The 15,475-nt window shown below is 53.7% G+C and carries 14 protein-coding genes; 6 read left to right on the forward strand and 8 right to left on the reverse strand.

The window, feature by feature from the left end; translation table 11 throughout:
* Nucleotides 1-137: 137 nt before the first annotated feature.
* Genes ttrB through ttrA form a run of 3 tightly spaced genes read left to right on the forward strand, consistent with a single transcriptional unit; the run spans nt 138 to nt 4,959 of the window.
* Nucleotides 138-872, forward strand: coding sequence for a tetrathionate reductase subunit TtrB (gene ttrB / locus HV311_RS13370; protein WP_019076686.1), 735 nt, complete (start codon nt 138-140; stop codon nt 870-872).
* Entirely contained in the window at nt 873-1,895 is a 1,023-nt protein-coding gene (ttrC, locus tag HV311_RS13375) for a tetrathionate reductase subunit TtrC (protein ID WP_191220055.1), read from the forward strand.
* The gene (ttrA, locus tag HV311_RS13380; RefSeq protein ID WP_191220056.1) at nt 1,888-4,959 is read left to right on the forward strand and encodes a tetrathionate reductase subunit TtrA; all 3,072 of its coding nucleotides are present in this window, start codon (nt 1,888-1,890) and stop codon (nt 4,957-4,959) included. Before ttrC ends, ttrA begins: the two co-directional genes overlap by 8 nt.
* Nucleotides 4,960-5,033: 74 nt before the next feature.
* On the opposite strand, the gene HV311_RS13385 is transcribed toward ttrA, so the two are convergent.
* From HV311_RS13385 to HV311_RS13395, 3 genes are read right to left on the reverse strand one after another with little or no spacing between them, the layout of a single operon-like run.
* Nucleotides 5,034-5,846, reverse strand: coding sequence for a MetQ/NlpA family ABC transporter substrate-binding protein (locus HV311_RS13385; protein ID WP_003029358.1), 813 nt, complete (start codon nt 5,844-5,846; stop codon nt 5,034-5,036).
* 21 nt (nt 5,847-5,867) lie between these two features.
* Nucleotides 5,868-6,536, reverse strand: coding sequence for a methionine ABC transporter permease (locus tag HV311_RS13390; protein ID WP_016152914.1), 669 nt, complete (start codon nt 6,534-6,536; stop codon nt 5,868-5,870).
* Entirely contained in the window at nt 6,529-7,551 is a 1,023-nt protein-coding gene (locus tag HV311_RS13395) for a methionine ABC transporter ATP-binding protein (protein ID WP_109017532.1), read from the reverse strand. Before HV311_RS13395 ends, HV311_RS13390 begins: the two co-directional genes overlap by 8 nt.
* Before the next feature lie 896 nt (nt 7,552-8,447).
* Here HV311_RS13395 and ynhH point away from each other — a divergent pair.
* The 3 genes from ynhH (at nt 8,448) to lpp (ending at nt 10,644) form a co-directional block, all read left to right on the forward strand.
* Nucleotides 8,448-8,678 carry a protein YnhH gene (gene ynhH / locus HV311_RS28260; RefSeq protein ID WP_419095934.1) on the forward strand — a complete coding sequence of 77 codons (231 nt, stop codon included), beginning with the start codon at nt 8,448-8,450 and terminating at the stop codon, nt 8,676-8,678.
* A 7-nt stretch (nt 8,679-8,685) separates the two neighbouring features.
* Nucleotides 8,686-10,098, forward strand: a complete 1,413-nt coding sequence (pykF, locus tag HV311_RS13400) for a pyruvate kinase PykF (protein ID WP_016152912.1) — start codon at nt 8,686-8,688, stop codon at nt 10,096-10,098.
* 309 nt (nt 10,099-10,407) lie between these two features.
* Nucleotides 10,408-10,644 carry a murein lipoprotein Lpp gene (gene lpp, locus HV311_RS13405; RefSeq protein WP_003029373.1) on the forward strand — a complete coding sequence of 79 codons (237 nt, stop codon included), beginning with the start codon at nt 10,408-10,410 and terminating at the stop codon, nt 10,642-10,644.
* Between the two features lie 68 nt (nt 10,645-10,712).
* Here lpp and ldtE read toward each other — a convergent pair whose 3' ends face one another.
* The 5 genes from ldtE to sufC form a co-directional block, all read right to left on the reverse strand.
* The gene (ldtE, locus tag HV311_RS13410; protein ID WP_016152911.1) at nt 10,713-11,717 is read right to left on the reverse strand and encodes a L,D-transpeptidase LdtE; all 1,005 of its coding nucleotides are present in this window, start codon (nt 11,715-11,717) and stop codon (nt 10,713-10,715) included.
* A gap of 118 nt (nt 11,718-11,835) precedes the next feature.
* Nucleotides 11,836-12,252, reverse strand: a complete 417-nt coding sequence (gene sufE / locus HV311_RS13415; RefSeq protein ID WP_016152910.1) for a cysteine desulfuration protein SufE — start codon at nt 12,250-12,252, stop codon at nt 11,836-11,838.
* A 12-nt stretch (nt 12,253-12,264) separates the two neighbouring features.
* Nucleotides 12,265-13,485, reverse strand: a complete 1,221-nt coding sequence (gene sufS, locus HV311_RS13420; RefSeq protein WP_016156370.1) for a cysteine desulfurase SufS — start codon at nt 13,483-13,485, stop codon at nt 12,265-12,267.
* The gene (gene sufD, locus HV311_RS13425) at nt 13,482-14,753 is read right to left on the reverse strand and encodes a Fe-S cluster assembly protein SufD (protein ID WP_191220057.1); all 1,272 of its coding nucleotides are present in this window, start codon (nt 14,751-14,753) and stop codon (nt 13,482-13,484) included. Before sufD ends, sufS begins: the two co-directional genes overlap by 4 nt.
* Nucleotides 14,728-15,474 carry a Fe-S cluster assembly ATPase SufC gene (gene sufC, locus HV311_RS13430; RefSeq protein WP_016152907.1) on the reverse strand — a complete coding sequence of 249 codons (747 nt, stop codon included), beginning with the start codon at nt 15,472-15,474 and terminating at the stop codon, nt 14,728-14,730. Before sufC ends, sufD begins: the two co-directional genes overlap by 26 nt.
* Between the last annotated feature and the right edge of the window lies 1 nt (nt 15,475).

The raw sequence follows: 15,475 nt of genomic DNA on the forward strand, positions 1-15,475 counted from the left end.
GCCGGGTATGTGGTTAACCACAATAGAGTACCCCCCGTCACGATTTTTACACTGTAAATCATCAAGATTCTTTATTCATCACACGCAAACCAACGGCGTGACCAATGTTTCGTTGTTGCATCGTGACGGGAGAAAATATGGACAGCAGTAAACGGCAGTTTCTCCAGCAACTGGGCGTCCTGACCGCTGGCGCATCACTGGTACCCTTGGCTCAGGCGCAATTTCCCTTCTCGCCTGAACGCCATGAAGGCTCACTTCAGCATCGCTACGCCATGCTGGTTGACCTGCGACGCTGTATCGGCTGCCAGGCCTGTACTGTCAGTTGCGCCATTGAAAACCAGACGCCACAGGGTGAATTTCGCACCCTCGTTAACCAGTACCAGGTGCAGATTGAAGGTCAGCAGAGCGTCACCAACGTCCTGCTGCCGCGGCTGTGCAACCATTGTGATAATCCTCCCTGCGTGCCCGTTTGCCCGGTACAGGCTACCTTCCAACGCGAAGACGGCATTGTGGTGGTCGACAACACGCGCTGCGTGGGCTGCGCCTACTGCGTGCAGGCCTGCCCTTATGATGCGCGGTTCATCAACCATGAAACACAAACCGCCGATAAATGTACCTTTTGCGTTCATCGCCTCGAAGCTGGCCTGCTCCCGGCCTGCGTGGAATCCTGCGTCGGCGGCGCGCGCATCATAGGCGATATCAAAGATCCGCACAGCCGGATTTCTCAAATGCTGCGTGAACACCATGACGCCATCAAAGTCCTGAAACCGGAAAACGGGACATCACCGCACGTGTTCTATCTGGGTCTGGACGAAGCGTTTGTAACCCCGTTGATGGGACGTGCTCAACCCGCTCTCTGGCAGGAGGTTTAAATGAACCATTCACTGGTTATTGAAGAGGTTCTGGCCCATCCCCAGGACGTAAGCTGGTTACCCTGGGCCGTACAATATTTCTTTTTCATCGGCATTGCCGCCTGCGCCGCGCTGTTCGCCTGCGTGCTTCACTGGCGTAAACAAGAGATGCCGGAACTGGAAAACCTGACGCTGTTAATCGCCCTGACCTGCGCGATTACCGCGCCGCTGGCGCTGACCGCTGACTTACACCAAACCGCCCGCGTCTGGCATTTCTACGCCTGGCCGACGCCGTGGTCCTGGATGCCCTGGGGCGCGCTGTTTTTACCGCTCTTTACCGGCTTCTTAGGTCTGTGGTTTCTGGCGCAGCATGTTAAACGGCTAACGCTTAAAAGTTACAGTGTCACTAAATGGCTGGCGATAGGTAGCGCCTTGTCAGCCATCGGGTTGCTGGTATACACCGGCCGCGAAGTGTCGGTAGTGCAGGCGCGTCCCGTCTGGTTCAGCTACGCCTTTCCGGTTGCGATGTTCCTCAGCGCGCTGCAAACGTTTCTCGCCCTGCTCATCGCCGCGACAAAACGCGAGGGAACATTGGCCCGCAAACTGGCGTGGGGGCAGGCAGTCACCCTGATGGTACTGGCTTTGGTCGTGGTGATATGGGTGAGCGGCAATACGCTTTCCGGTTCGGCTATTCGCCAATGGCTGAACGTTGCCCCGTTAGCACGACACTACGCCATCGGTTGGGTTGCGCTATGGCTTGTTTCGCTTGTCCTGTGCGGGCTGGTGCTCCGTAACCCCTTATCACTGCCGCTGCGCATATTACTTGCATTTAGCGCGATGGCGCTGTGCTGGCTGATGCGCTGGACGTTACTTATCCAGGTGCAGACCATACCGAAATTTAACGCGCTGTTTAATCCTTATACCCTGCCCGGTGGTACCGATGGCTGGCTGGCCATTGTGGGCACCTTCGGCCTGTGGATAGCACTGATCATTATTGTTCGTGAAGCCCTGAACGCGATCGCAAGGAGAATGCAACATGGCTAATTTAACCCGTCGTCAGTGGCTTAAAGTAGGCCTTGCCGTAGGTGGTATGGTGACTTTTGGCCTGAGTTATCGGGATGTGGCAAAGCGCGCGATAGACGGTTTGCTGGACGGCTCCTCGGGCAAAATTACCCGAGACCGCATCTTTGGTAACGCCCTCATCCCCGAAGCCAATGCCCAGCCGCGCTGGCAGCAGAACCCGCAGCAGGTTATCTCCATGACACAGTGCTTCGGCTGCTGGACGCAGTGTGGCGTGCGGGTGCGCGTTGACAGCGAACAAGGCAAGGTGTTGCGCATTGCGGGCAACCCCTATCACCCATTGTCTCACGAGCACCATATTGACGCCTCCGTCCCCTTTGCCACCGCAATGGAACAACTGGCGGGCGAAACGGGTCTTGACGCTCGTTCCACGGCCTGCGCCCGTGGCGCAACCTTACTTGAAGGTTTATACAGCCCGTTACGCATTCTCCAGCCCATGAAACGTGTCGGCAAACGCGGTGAGGGAAAATGGCAGAGCATCAGCTTTGAACAGCTGATCAAAGAGGTGGTGGAAGGCGGCGACTTGTTTGGTGAAGGCCACGTTGACGGCTTGCGGGCAATCCATGACACCAACACGCCACTTGATGCCAGGCATCCCGGCTTTGGCCCTAAATCCAATCAACTGCTGGTCACCAATACCAGCGATGAAGGACGTGATTCATTTTTGCGCCGCTTTGCATTAAATAGTTTTGGCAGTAAAAACTTCGGCGCTCATGGCGCTTACTGTGGTCTGGCATACCGGGCCGGTTCCGGTGCGTTAATGGGCGATCTGGATAAAAACACCCACGTGAAGCCCGACTGGGACAACGTCAAATTCGCGCTATTTATGGGAACGTCTCCGGCGCAATCCGGTAACCCGTTTAAGCGCCAGGCTCGCCAACTGGCCAGCGCCCGTTTACGCGACGACTTCCGTTACGTGGTGGTGGCACCGGCCCTGCCATTGACCACAGTGCAGGCTGACAATCGCGGCCACTGGCAGCCTGTACGTCCGGGAAGTGACTCCGCACTGGCGATGGGGATGATCCGTTGGATTATCGAAAAACAGCGTTATAACGCCGATTATCTCACCATTCCCGGCGTACAGGCCATGCAGCAGGCCGGAGAAAAAAGTTGGACTAACGCCACGCATCTGGTGATTACCGATGAGCTTCCAACCCTTGCCGGACAGCATTTAACCCTCGCGCACCTGAGCGCAAACGCCGCCCAGGAGCCGGTGGTCATTAACGAGGCCGGCGAAATTGTCGCCGCCAGCAGTTGCCCACGCGCGCAGCTGTTCGTCACCCGCCAGGTCACGCTGGCAGACGGTCAGACGGTGACGGTAAAAAGCAGCTTCCAGTGTCTGAAAGAGTCCGCCGGGAAACTAACGCTGACGCAGTACAGCCAGCAATGCGGCGTGTCTGAAGCTGACATTGGCGCCCTGGCCGACGCGTTTACCCGCCATGGCCGCCAGGCAGCGGTGATTACGCACGGTGGAATGATGGCAGGCAATGGATTTTATAACGCCTGGTCGGTGATGATGCTCAATGCGCTGATTGGCAATCTCAGTCTTGAAGGCGGCGTATTTGTCGGCGGCGGCAAGTTCAATGGCGCCACCGACGGTCCGCGCTACAACATGGACAGCTTCGCCGGGAAGGTAAAACCAAAAGGATTAAGCATCGCGCGCAGTAAAACTGCTTATGAGTCTTCCGAAGAGTATCGCAATAAGGTGGCGGCCGGACAATCGCCCTTCCCGGCCAAAGCCCCGTGGTATCCGTTTGTCGCAGGCCAGCTTACCGAACTCCTCGTCTCGGCGCTGGAAGGCTACCCTTATCCACTGAAAGCCTGGATCTCCAACATGACCAACCCGTTCTACGGCATCGCAGGGTTGCGCGGCGTGGCGGAAGAAAAGCTCAAGGATCCTGCGCGTCTGCCGCTGTTTATCGCTATTGACGCCTTTATGAACGAAACCACGGCGCTGGCCGATTACATCGTGCCGGATACACACAACTTCGAAAGTTGGGGATTCAGCGCCCCGTGGGCCGGCGTTGCCAGTAAAGCCACCACCGCGCGTTGGCCGGTAGTGACAGCGGCAACCAGCAGTACCGCTGATGGTCAACCCGCCTCGATGGAATCTTTCTGTATCGCAGTGGCAAAACGTATCGGGCTCCCCGGATTTGGTGACAATGCGATTACCGATCCGCAGGGCAATCACTATCCGTTGAATCGTGCGGAAGATTACTACTTGCGACTCGCCGCCAATATTGCGTTTATGGGCAAAGCGCCGGTCGCAGAAGCGCAACCGGAAGACCTGGCGCTGACTGGGGTACAGCGGATCGTGCCGGTGATGACCCAAACGCTGAAAGCCGATGAAATCAGCCGGGTGGCGTTTATCTACTCCCGCGGTGGGCGTTTTGCGCCAGACAACAGCGGGCGGGTTGAGAATCGGATAGGCAATGCGTGGGAAAAACCGCTACAAATCTGGAATGCGGACGTCGCCGCGCACCGCCATGCAATTACCGGCGAGCGCTACAGCGGCTGCCCGGCCTGGTATCCTTCACGCCTGTCAGATGGGCGTGCGGTCGAGGAGTTGTTCCCGGAACAAGAGTGGCCGCTGAAACTGATTTCTTTTAAATCCAATACCATGTCCAGCGCCACGGCGGTGATCCCTCGTTTGCATCATCTGAAGCCGGTTAATCTGGTGGCGCTTAATCCGCAGGATGGTCAACGGTATGGTTTAGCGCATGGCGATATGGTGCGTATCACCACGCCTGGCGGTCAGGCGCAGGCGCAGATAAGCCTGCTTAATGGCGTGATGCCGGGCGTGATCGCCATTGAACACGGTTATGGGCATAAAGAAATGGGCGCGGCGCAGCATACGCTCGACGGCAAGCCGATGGCGTTTGACGCACAAATAAGGTCGGGGATTAATCTCAACGATTTGGGCTTTGCGGATCCTACCCGGCAGGTAGCCAATACCTGGCTTGACTGGGTGTCAGGTGCAGCGGTGCGCCAGGGGTTGCCAGCGAGGATTGAGCGAGTGAAACTCTAGCGCCGGATGGCCACGCCAACGCGTTTTATCCGGCCTACAGAACGTCGTAGGCCGGATAAGGTAACGCCAGCGGATCAGTTATTTACCGGGATCACCGCACCTTTATATTTGGTGCGGATCCAGTCCTGGATCTCTTTTGAGTGCAGGACATCAACCAGCGCCACGATATCTTTTTTCTTCTCGTCGCCACGATGCACGGTAATGATGTTGGCATACGGGTTGTTTTCACCACTTTCGACGGCGATAGGATCTTTTACCGGATCCAGCCCGGCGTCGATGGCGTAGTTGGCGTTAATCACCACTGCATCGCCTTCGTCGTTGTTATACATCTGCGGTAACAGCGCGGCTTCCACGTTAGGCAGGAACTTCAGTTTTTTCGGGTTCTCGACGATATCGCTAATGCGCGCGGTGACTTTATCCACGCCCGGCTTCAGCTTGATTACGCCCTCTTTTTCGAAAATCGACAGAATACGGCCTTCCTCAGATACCGCATCGCGCATGATGACCTTGCCGCCTTCCGGCAGATCTTTAAGCGATTTCACTTTTTTCGAATAGATCCCAATTGGCTCGATGTGAATCGCTCCGGCGCTGACGAAATCATAGGTTTTATCGCCCGCATGATCTTTAATCACGCTGTTCAGGTACGGAATATGCTGGAAGTAGTTAGCGTCAATCTCACGGCCAGCCAGCGCGGTGTTGGGCAGAATGTAATCCTGGAACGGTTTAATCTCTAAATCGATCCCCTGCTTCGCCAGAATAGGCTTAGCCTGCTCAAGGATCTCCGCGTGCGGCACGTTTGAGGCGCCAACGGTCAGAGTATCTGCCCAGGAGGCAAAGCTCAGGGCGCTTAAGGTTGCTGCGGCGAGTAATGTCAGTGATTTTTTCATGATAATGGTTTCCGTATTTTATTAGCGTTTATCTAACAGAGAGGTGATCACATCGCCGCAAAGCTGGATGATGAAGACAATGAGCAAAATCGTCACCGTCGCCACCAGCGTGACGTCGCTGTGGTTGCGCTGGAATCCTTCCAGATAGGCCAAATTCCCTAAACCACCGGCACCAATCACCCCTGCCATCGCGCTGTAGCTGACCAGCGCAATCAGCGTCACGGTGATCCCGGACACCAGAGCAGGAGAGGATTCCGGCAGTAAAACCCGAAAAATAAGCGTGCTTAGCCGTGCGCCCATCGAACGCGTCGCCTCAATAACCCCTTTGTCGACTTCACGCAGGGCAATTTCGACCAGACGCGCATAAAACGGTGCAGCCCCTACAATCAGCGCAGGCAACGCAGCATTAGCGCCGAGAATGGTGCCAACCATCGCTTTGGTAAACGGGATCAGCAGCACGATCAGAATGATGAACGGGATGGAACGAAAGATATTCACCACCAGCGAAATAACGCTATACACCGCGCGATTGTGAAACAGTCCGCCACGTGCGGTCAGGAACAGCGCCAGACCAAGTGCAACGCCCAGGACAAAGGTCGCCGCGCCAGAAAGGACCGTCATGTAGAGCGTTTCCTGGGTTGCTGCCAGCAGTTGCTCCCACTTCAGATGAGGAAACAGTTCTTCAGCCATGGTTGATCACCTCGCCTTCAATGTCGCTCTGGCGCAGATCGGCCAAAATATTGTTCAATTGTTCCTCAGAGGCCACAACGTGCACCCAAAGCTGACCAAACACGCCGTGCGCGGTTTGCGTCATCTTGCCGTGTAAAATGTTAAACGGCAGGCCATAGCGCAGGGTCAATTCGCCAACCACAGGCCGATGCGTACGTTGCCCGGTAAACGTTAGCTTGATCACCACACCGCCCAGCTCACTGGCCAACTGTGGGTTAAACTCGTCTTCCTCGGTGTACTGACTCACCTGACGAACAAACTGTCGGGTGATCGGCTGCTGCGGATGGGTAAAGACGTTGAGCACGTCGCCTTCCTCAACGACTCTGCCGTTTTCCATTACCGCGACGCGATCGCAGATTTTGCGTACCACGTGCATTTCATGCGTGATCAGCACAATGGTTAATTTGAAACGGCGATTAATATCGAGCAGCAAATCGAGGATCTGATCGGTAGTTTGCGGATCCAGCGCCGAAGTGGCTTCATCACACAGCAGAACGTCAGGATTGTTCGCCAGCGCACGGGCAATTCCTACCCGCTGTTTTTGCCCACCGCTAAGCTGGGACGGATACGCATTTTCACGACCGCTCAGCCCCACCAGCGAAATCAGTTCAGCAACTCGCGCTTTAATCGATGCTTTTGGCGCTCCAGCAATTTGCATAGAGAACGCAATATTTTCACTAACCGTTCGTGACCACAGCAAATTGAAGTGTTGAAACACCATGCTGATTTTCAGTCGCGCCTGACGTAACGCTTCCCCACGGGCGGCAGAGATATCGTGGCCGTTAATCGTTACGCTGCCTGAAGTCGGTTTTTCCAGACCATTAAGTAAGCGTATTAAGGTGCTTTTCCCCGCCCCGCTGTAACCAATAATTCCGTAAATCTGTCCCTGTTCAACCGTCAGGTTGACGTTATCGACAGCGGTAATGGCAAGCCTGCCTGGCGTAAACACTTTCGAAATATTTTTCAGGACAATCATGTCGTTTAGGTATCCGCTGCTGCTTATTGTTCTGCTGCTAGCGCTTTTGGCTGTTTAGCAGTATGGATGTCCAAACGAGTGTAATCAGTGAGATTGGCTTTTAAAATGAATTAAAACGCATTTGATATAACTTTTAGAAATATGTCGATTTGGTCGGCGTTATACACAAAAAGTCAGGGATTGGGATGTAATGCTTGTCAGCTAAGCATTATGGAGAACATGTGATTTCGGCTCAGGGTTCCGTTCACCTCAGTGGTATCAATTCTCTGAAGCACAGATACCCGTGAACGTGCAAGGGAGGCTCATCGATTTTCAACCTGACCGGGGTCATCGCTGCAACGCACTGACTTCCAGTTAACTCTGTTTTGCTGTTCAGATAAAAAACGCAGGTGGTCAGGTGTGGGCTGGTCCGGCTGAAAATTGCCGACGTGTTTCCGTAAGGCCGGGAGAACCCGCAGGGATGCGGGTTCAGGGCGCGTTTTGCAGGGACGCTGCCTCGCGCCCGGCCCGGTAGCCTGGAGGAATAAACGGAGGGGACCGCGGAGCGGCAATTTTCCCGCCGGGAGCCGGGATTGTTAAGGGTACGGCGATAGTACCCTTAACACGTTCACAGGAATCGGTGTTTCAGAGAAACGATGAACATGAGGTGAACGGAACCCTTTCTCTGTGATGGGATGCTCATTACCTCCGCCAACACATGTTGATGCTTTCTGAAACTAAGGTGTTAGCTGAACGGGATTGGGATGACAATTACACCTTGTTGCGCAACAAATGCTGCTGCGAATAACCTCTTTATCCATACCTGGAAACAAATTAATGAATATTTTCTGTAAAACTGCACAGAAGTGTTTTGAAACGCTGTTTCCATTTTCCTTTTTGATAATTTTCAGCGTATAATGCGCGCCAATTGTCTCTTGAATGGTTTCAGCACATTGACCTGTAAAACTCAACGACTACAAAACTCACCATCCCGTTGGGCTGAAACACAAGCACACATTCCTCTGCACGCTCTTTCGATGTCACCTATCCTTAGTGCGAGGCATCACAACTTTCGTAACTCAGGTTTAGCTTCCCGTCCGTGCGCGGCGGGAGCCAGATTTCCATATCCTTCTCAACTTAAAGACTAAGACTGTCATGAAAAAGACGAAAATTGTTTGCACCATCGGTCCGAAAACCGAATCCGAAGAGATGTTAACCAAAATGCTGGACGCGGGCATGAACGTCATGCGTCTGAACTTCTCCCACGGGGACTATGAAGAACACGGCCAGCGCATCAAGAATTTGCGCAACGTCATGAGCAAAACCGGCAAGAAAGCCGCAATCCTGCTCGACACCAAAGGTCCGGAAATCCGTACCATCAAACTGGAAGGCGGTAACGACGTTTCCCTGAAAGCGGGCCAAACCTTCACCTTCACCACCGACAAATCTGTCGTCGGCAACAACGAAATCGTTGCTGTTACTTATGAAGGCTTCACTAAAGATCTGTCCGTCGGCAATACCGTTCTGGTTGACGATGGTCTGATCGGCATGGAAGTTACCGCTATCGAAGGTAACAAAGTTATCTGTAAAGTGCTGAACAACGGCGACCTGGGCGAAAACAAAGGTGTTAACCTGCCGGGCGTTTCCATCGCGCTGCCAGCACTGGCTGAAAAAGACAAACAGGACCTGATCTTCGGTTGCGAGCAAGGCGTTGACTTCGTTGCAGCATCCTTTATCCGTAAACGTTCTGACGTCGTTGAAATCCGTGAGCACCTGAAAGCGCACGGCGGCGAAAACATCCAGATCATCTCCAAAATCGAAAACCAGGAAGGCCTGAACAACTTCGACGAAATCCTCGAAGCATCTGACGGCATCATGGTTGCTCGTGGCGACATGGGCGTTGAGATCCCGGTTGAAGAAGTTATCTTCGCGCAGAAGATGATCATCGAAAAATGTATCCGTGCACGTAAAGTCGTTATCACTGCGACCCAGATGCTGGACTCCATGATCAAAAACCCGCGTCCGACCCGCGCTGAAGCCGGTGACGTAGCGAACGCCATCCTCGACGGTACCGATGCAGTCATGCTGTCTGGCGAGTCTGCAAAAGGTAAATACCCGCTGGAAGCCGTCACCATCATGGCAACCATCTGTGAGCGTACCGACCGCGTGATGACCAGCCGTCTGGACTTCAACAACGACAGCCGCAAACTGCGCATCACCGAAGCCGTTTGCCGTGGAGCGGTTGAAACTGCAGAAAAACTGGATGCTCCGCTGATCGTTGTAGCAACCCAGGGCGGTAAATCTGCTCGCGCAGTACGTAAATACTTCCCGGATGCCACCATCCTGGCGCTGACCACCAACGAAACTACCGCGCGTCAGCTGGTGCTGAGCAAAGGCGTTGTTGCACAGGTGGTTAAAGAAATCAGCTCTACCGATGATTTCTATCGTCTGGGTAAAGAAGTCGCTCTGGAAAGCGGTCTGGCTCAGAAAGGTGACGTTGTGGTGATGGTTTCCGGTGCACTGGTTCCGAGCGGCACGACCAACACGGCATCCGTTCACGTGCTGTAATAATTCCAACGCGAATTAATTTGCTTAAAAAAGCGCCCTGGTGGCGCTTTTTTTATTTTATCGATAGCTACAATTAATAAAAAATCAAATCGGATTTCACTATCTAATCCGTGATTATCTAAGATGAATCCGATGGAAGCTTTCTGTTTTCACTCGGGTTTTTAGCCGTTTTTGCACAATTCGATGCTTCTTTGAGCGAACGATCAAAAATAAGTGCATTCCCATCAAAAAAACATTCTCAACATAAAAAACTTTGTGTAATACTTGTAACGCTACATGGAGATTAACTCAATCTAGAGGGTATTAATAATGAATCGTACTAAACTGGTACTGGGCGCGGTAATCCTGGGTTCTACTCTGCTGGCAGGTTGCTCCAGCAACGCTAAAATCGATCAGCTGTCTTCTGACGTTCAGACTCTGAACGCTAAAGTTGACCAGCTGAGCAACGACGTGAACGCAATGCGTTCCGACGTTCAGGCTGCTAAAGATGACGCAGCTCGCGCTAACCAGCGTCTGGACAACGCAGCTACTAAATACCGCAAGTAATAGTATCTGTGTAATAAAAATGGCGCACATTGTGCGCCATTTTTTTTGCTCTGAATTACCCTTCCCTGTTATTGCGTAGCGCGCACCTCTGCATCCTCTCCCGGCACGCCATTCTGTGCAGACTTCACTTCCGCGCCATTGCTTACGACCGACGCTTGCCCGGCCGTTACGGTGACCGGATAGCCCGCACGACGATACAAGGCTCTTTCCACCAAACTATTATCCACGGCTTTATTGTCTTTAAACTGGGTAAAACCGGCTGGCAGCACATACGGCATGGTCTGGACGTTTTGCTCCTCCTCCGGCGACAGCGGTCGATGCACCTCGACATAGCGCATTCCGTTCGGCTCTATCGAATATTTTATCGGCTCATTAATCACCCGAACCGGCGTTCCTGTCCGGACCTGAGCAAACAGTGCTTTGATGTCCGGCGCATTCATGCGAATACACCCAGAACTTACGCGCAGTCCCACGCTGTCAGGCGCACTGGTGCCATGGATCAGATATTCACCGTTTCCATGCGCCAGACGCAGTGCAAAGCGTCCTAACGGGTTATTTGGCCCGGCAGGTACTACCGGCGGTAATGTTATGCCGCGCTCCAAAGAGCGTTTACGGATGCCTGCTGTAGGGGTCCAGGTCGGATTCGGGATTTTCTGCCCAACCCGGGTTTCCATTACCGGCGTTTCCAGCCCCTGCAAACCGATACCAATTGGGAAAACCTGAACAATATTCTCTCCCGGCGGGAAGTAATACAGACGCAGTTCCGCCAAATTCACAATAATGCCTTCTCGGGGTGCATCCGGTAGCAGTAATTGCGAGGGAATAGTAATTAGCGTTCCGGGTTTAGGTACGGGGGCAATCGTATTATTGGCTTCAAGGATCAGCATTGCGGCGGTATCAAACTTACGGGCAATCGCCTGTAGGTTTTTATCGCCTTCCTGCACGGTGTAGGTTTGATTTTGCCCAACAAGACGGCTGTTCGCCTGAGGCAAAGGATAATCGACCGCCCATGCGGCCTGAATAGCGCTGTAAGCGCCGATTAGCATTAACGTAATAACAGACGCGCGTTTCATACTCACCCCCCTGGCGTTCCTGCCGGACGGCGTCGAGCGCCCGATCCGGCCTACGAGTCACTGCGTTGCACTACCTCACTCTTTCACGTCGAGCTGAAAATTGACGTGTTTTATCAGTTTAGCTAAGAGTTGCGGCTTTGGTGCGAATAGCCCGAATCATCGCCTCCAGCCCTTGTGAACGAGACGGTGTGAGATGCTGTGCGAGCGCCATTTTTTCAAACCACGGACGCACATCAAAATTCACAATATCCTGGGCCGTCATGCGGTCATATAAAATGAATACGACAGCGATAAGCCCTTTCACAATTGCCGCATCGCTGTCGCCCTGTAATTCAATAATTCCTTCAGCATTCTGACGCATGACAATCCATACCTGACTTTGACAGCCCTGGATGCTATTTTCCGTATTACGATCGTCGTCGTTTAATTCCGGCAAACGCTGACCCAGTTCAATAATGTACAGGTATTTCTCTTCCCAATTAGCGCAACGCAGAAAATTACGCAACAACTTTTCTTTATCCGGTAGCGCAGCCATAACGCCTCCCTGTTATCCCAGTAAGTGATGAATACGCTTGAGGCCCGTTACCAGGCGATCCACTTCTTCGTGGGTGTTGTACATGGCAATCGACGCCCGGCACATCGCAGGAACGTTATAGTAGGCCATCAACGGCATAGCGCAGTGATGCCCTGTTCGCACGGCGATGCCATAGTTATCAAGAAAACTCCCGACATCATAGGCATGATGTTTGCCGAGGTTAAACGCAATCACCCCCAGACGGTTATCCGGCCCGTAGAGCGTTAAATCCGGCACATCCGCCAGCTGTTCCAGCGCATAGCGCATCAGGAATTGTTCATATTCGCTGATTTCAGTAAGCCCCAGCGCGGAAACATATTCAATAGCCGCGCCGAGTCCAATAATCCCCCCGGTGTTTGGCGTTCCGGCTTCAAACCGCCAGGGGGCTTTGGCCCACGTCGTTCCCTGGCTCAGGCTCACCGTTGCAATCATCGACCCACCGCCTTCCCACGGCGGCATCTCCTGCAGCAACGACTCTCTGGCATACAGAACGCCAATACCGGTTGGCCCGTAGAGCTTGTGCCCAGAGAAAACATAGAAGTCGCAATCCAGCGCCTGCACATCCACCTGATGATGCATAACTGCCTGTGCGCCATCCACCAGCACTTTCGCGCCGTATTGATGCGCCAGCTCAATCATCTCAACCAATGGGTTTTCCGTGCCCAGCACGTTAGACACATGGGTAATCGCCAGCAGTTTCGTGCGATCGTCAAACAGCGTCGGCAGCGTTTCCAGTTGCAACGTACCCTCTGTATTGAGCGGAATAACGCGCAGTTCTGCACCTACGCGGGCGCACAACATCTGCCAGGGCACAATATTGGCGTGGTGCTCCATTTCGCTGATGATAATGTTATCGCCCGCCCGCACATTACTGCCGCCCCAGCTGTTAGCTACCAGGTTGATACCTTCCGTTGTGCCGCGAACAAACACCAGTTCTTCAGCTGAACGGGCGTTGATAAACAGCGAGGCGAGCTTGCGCACATTCTCCATTTTTTCCGTGGCCTGCGCGCTCAGCGTATGGATCCCGCGGTGGACCGCGGCATAGCCATGACGGTAAAACTCGGCTTCGGCATCAATCACCTGGTTGGGCTTTTGCGCGCTGGCGGCGCTATCCAGATACGCCAACGGTAAACCGTTCACTTCACGCGTCAGGACCGGAAAATCAGCCCGCACTTTTTCAATGGGAAATGTCATGCTACGCCTCCCGGCAAGCGTTGAGCGATCCGTGCCAGGACCTGTTGTTTCAGCGTTTCCTCGCCCAGGGCTTCAGTCAGCTCAGCGGCAAACGCATAGAGAATCATTTGTTGGGCATCTTGCTGGCCGATCCCGCGCGAACGCAGATAGAACATCTGCTCGTCGTCGATCCGCCCTACCGTCGCCCCGTGGCTGCATTTCACGTCGTCGGCATAAATTTCAAGCTGCGGCTTGGTATCCACTTCCGCCAGTTTTCCGAGCAGCAAATTATTGTTGGTCATCTGACCGTCGGTTTTAATGGCGTGCTGAGCGACGTTGATCAGGCCATTGAATACCGCCCGCCCCTTATCGCTGACAATCGTTTTATGCAGTTGTCGACTGTTGCAATATCCCTTGTTGTGCGCAAGCCAGGTGCGGGTATCGCAGACTTCATTTTTCACCGGCATCGCCAGGCTGTTAAGCCGAAGCGTGGTGTTTTCGCCGTTAAGCTGGGTGCTGGTGTTATGGCGCAACACCGCATCACCGAGTAAAAAGCTGTGGCTGGCGGCCGTGGCATCAGCGCCCAACTGAATATCATTATGCGCGAAGTGGTGGCTGAGCGGATTCTCAAACGCCAGTTTGATGTGGCGCAAGTGTGCGTTTGCCGCGACGTTCATCGTTAATCGTGCACCGGTAAAATGGCGATATTCGCTGAGGCTGACATAGTGTTCAATGACGGTGGCTTCTGCGCCTTCTGCCAGGTCCAGATGGTGGCGATAGTGCGCCGTGTTCACCTCATCACCCGCCAGCCCCTGGGTAATGTGCAGCAGCAGCAACGGTTTTGCCGGTCGCTGGTTACGCTTCACCTGAATGTGCGTTACGCTGCGGGAGAGGCTTTCGGTCAGGTGCAGAAAGACTTCCGGTTGGATAGCCGCCGGTAGCGACTGGCGCACGTCATCAACGGTAATGTTAAACCCGCTACCTTCTGCGCTGTCGCTGAGCGTTGGACAGAATTGCCCGTCAACAAACACCAGGCGGACAGCAGCAATAGCCGGCGCTAACGCTTCACACTGGGCGGACGTTATCTCAGTGACATGACTGACAAACTGGCTGTTGGTTAATCCTTCCAGCGGTGTGTATTTCCAGTCCTCATGCTTACGCGTTGGCAGTCCCAGACGCAGCATCTGCTGCAGGTGCTGTTGGGCGTGGTGCGAGCGCGTCTCCCCTTGCGTTTCAAACAGATGATGCCACTGTTGCAGCACGTTACTGCTGTTCGCTAAGCCAGCCATAACCTTGCTCCTCCAGTTGTTTGACCAGCGTGAAATCACCGGATTTCACAATTCGCCCCTGGTAGAGAACGTGCACATAATCGGGTTTGATGTAATCCAGGATGCGCTGATAGTGGGTGACGATAATGAATGAACGTTGCCCGTCGCGCAGCGAGTTCACGCCATCCGCAACGACTTTCAGCGCGTCGATATCCAGCCCGGAGTCCGACTCATCAAGAATGCACAGCTGAGGTTCCAGCACCGCCATTTGCAAAATGTCATTACGCTTTTTCTCGCCACCGGAGAAACCAACGTTGACCGAACGCGTTAACAAATCTTCCGGCATCTTCAATAACGCGATTTTCTCTTCCATCAGATCCTGGAAGTCAAACCTGTCCAGCGACTCTTCGCCACGGTAACTGCGCACCGCATTCAGTGCCGTTTGCAGGAAAAACTGATTACTGACGCCGGGGATTTCTACCGGATACTGAAATGCCATAAAGATCCCTTCACCGGCCCGGTCTTCGGGTGACAGTTCCAGTAAATCCTTACCGTTGAATTCTACCGTCCCGCCGGTAACTTCGTAGTCATCGCGCCCGGCGAGCGTTGCGGAAAGCGTACTTTTCCCGGAACCGTTCGGCCCCATAATGGCGTGTACCTCTCCGGGGCCAATATCCAGGCTCAGCCCACGCAGGATCGCCTTATCTTCCACACTGACCTGTAAATTTTTAATGCTTAACATG

The organism is Citrobacter sp. RHBSTW-00881, assembly GCF_013728515.1.
In the GTDB taxonomy this organism is placed as follows: Bacteria; Pseudomonadota; Gammaproteobacteria; order Enterobacterales; family Enterobacteriaceae; genus Citrobacter; species Citrobacter braakii.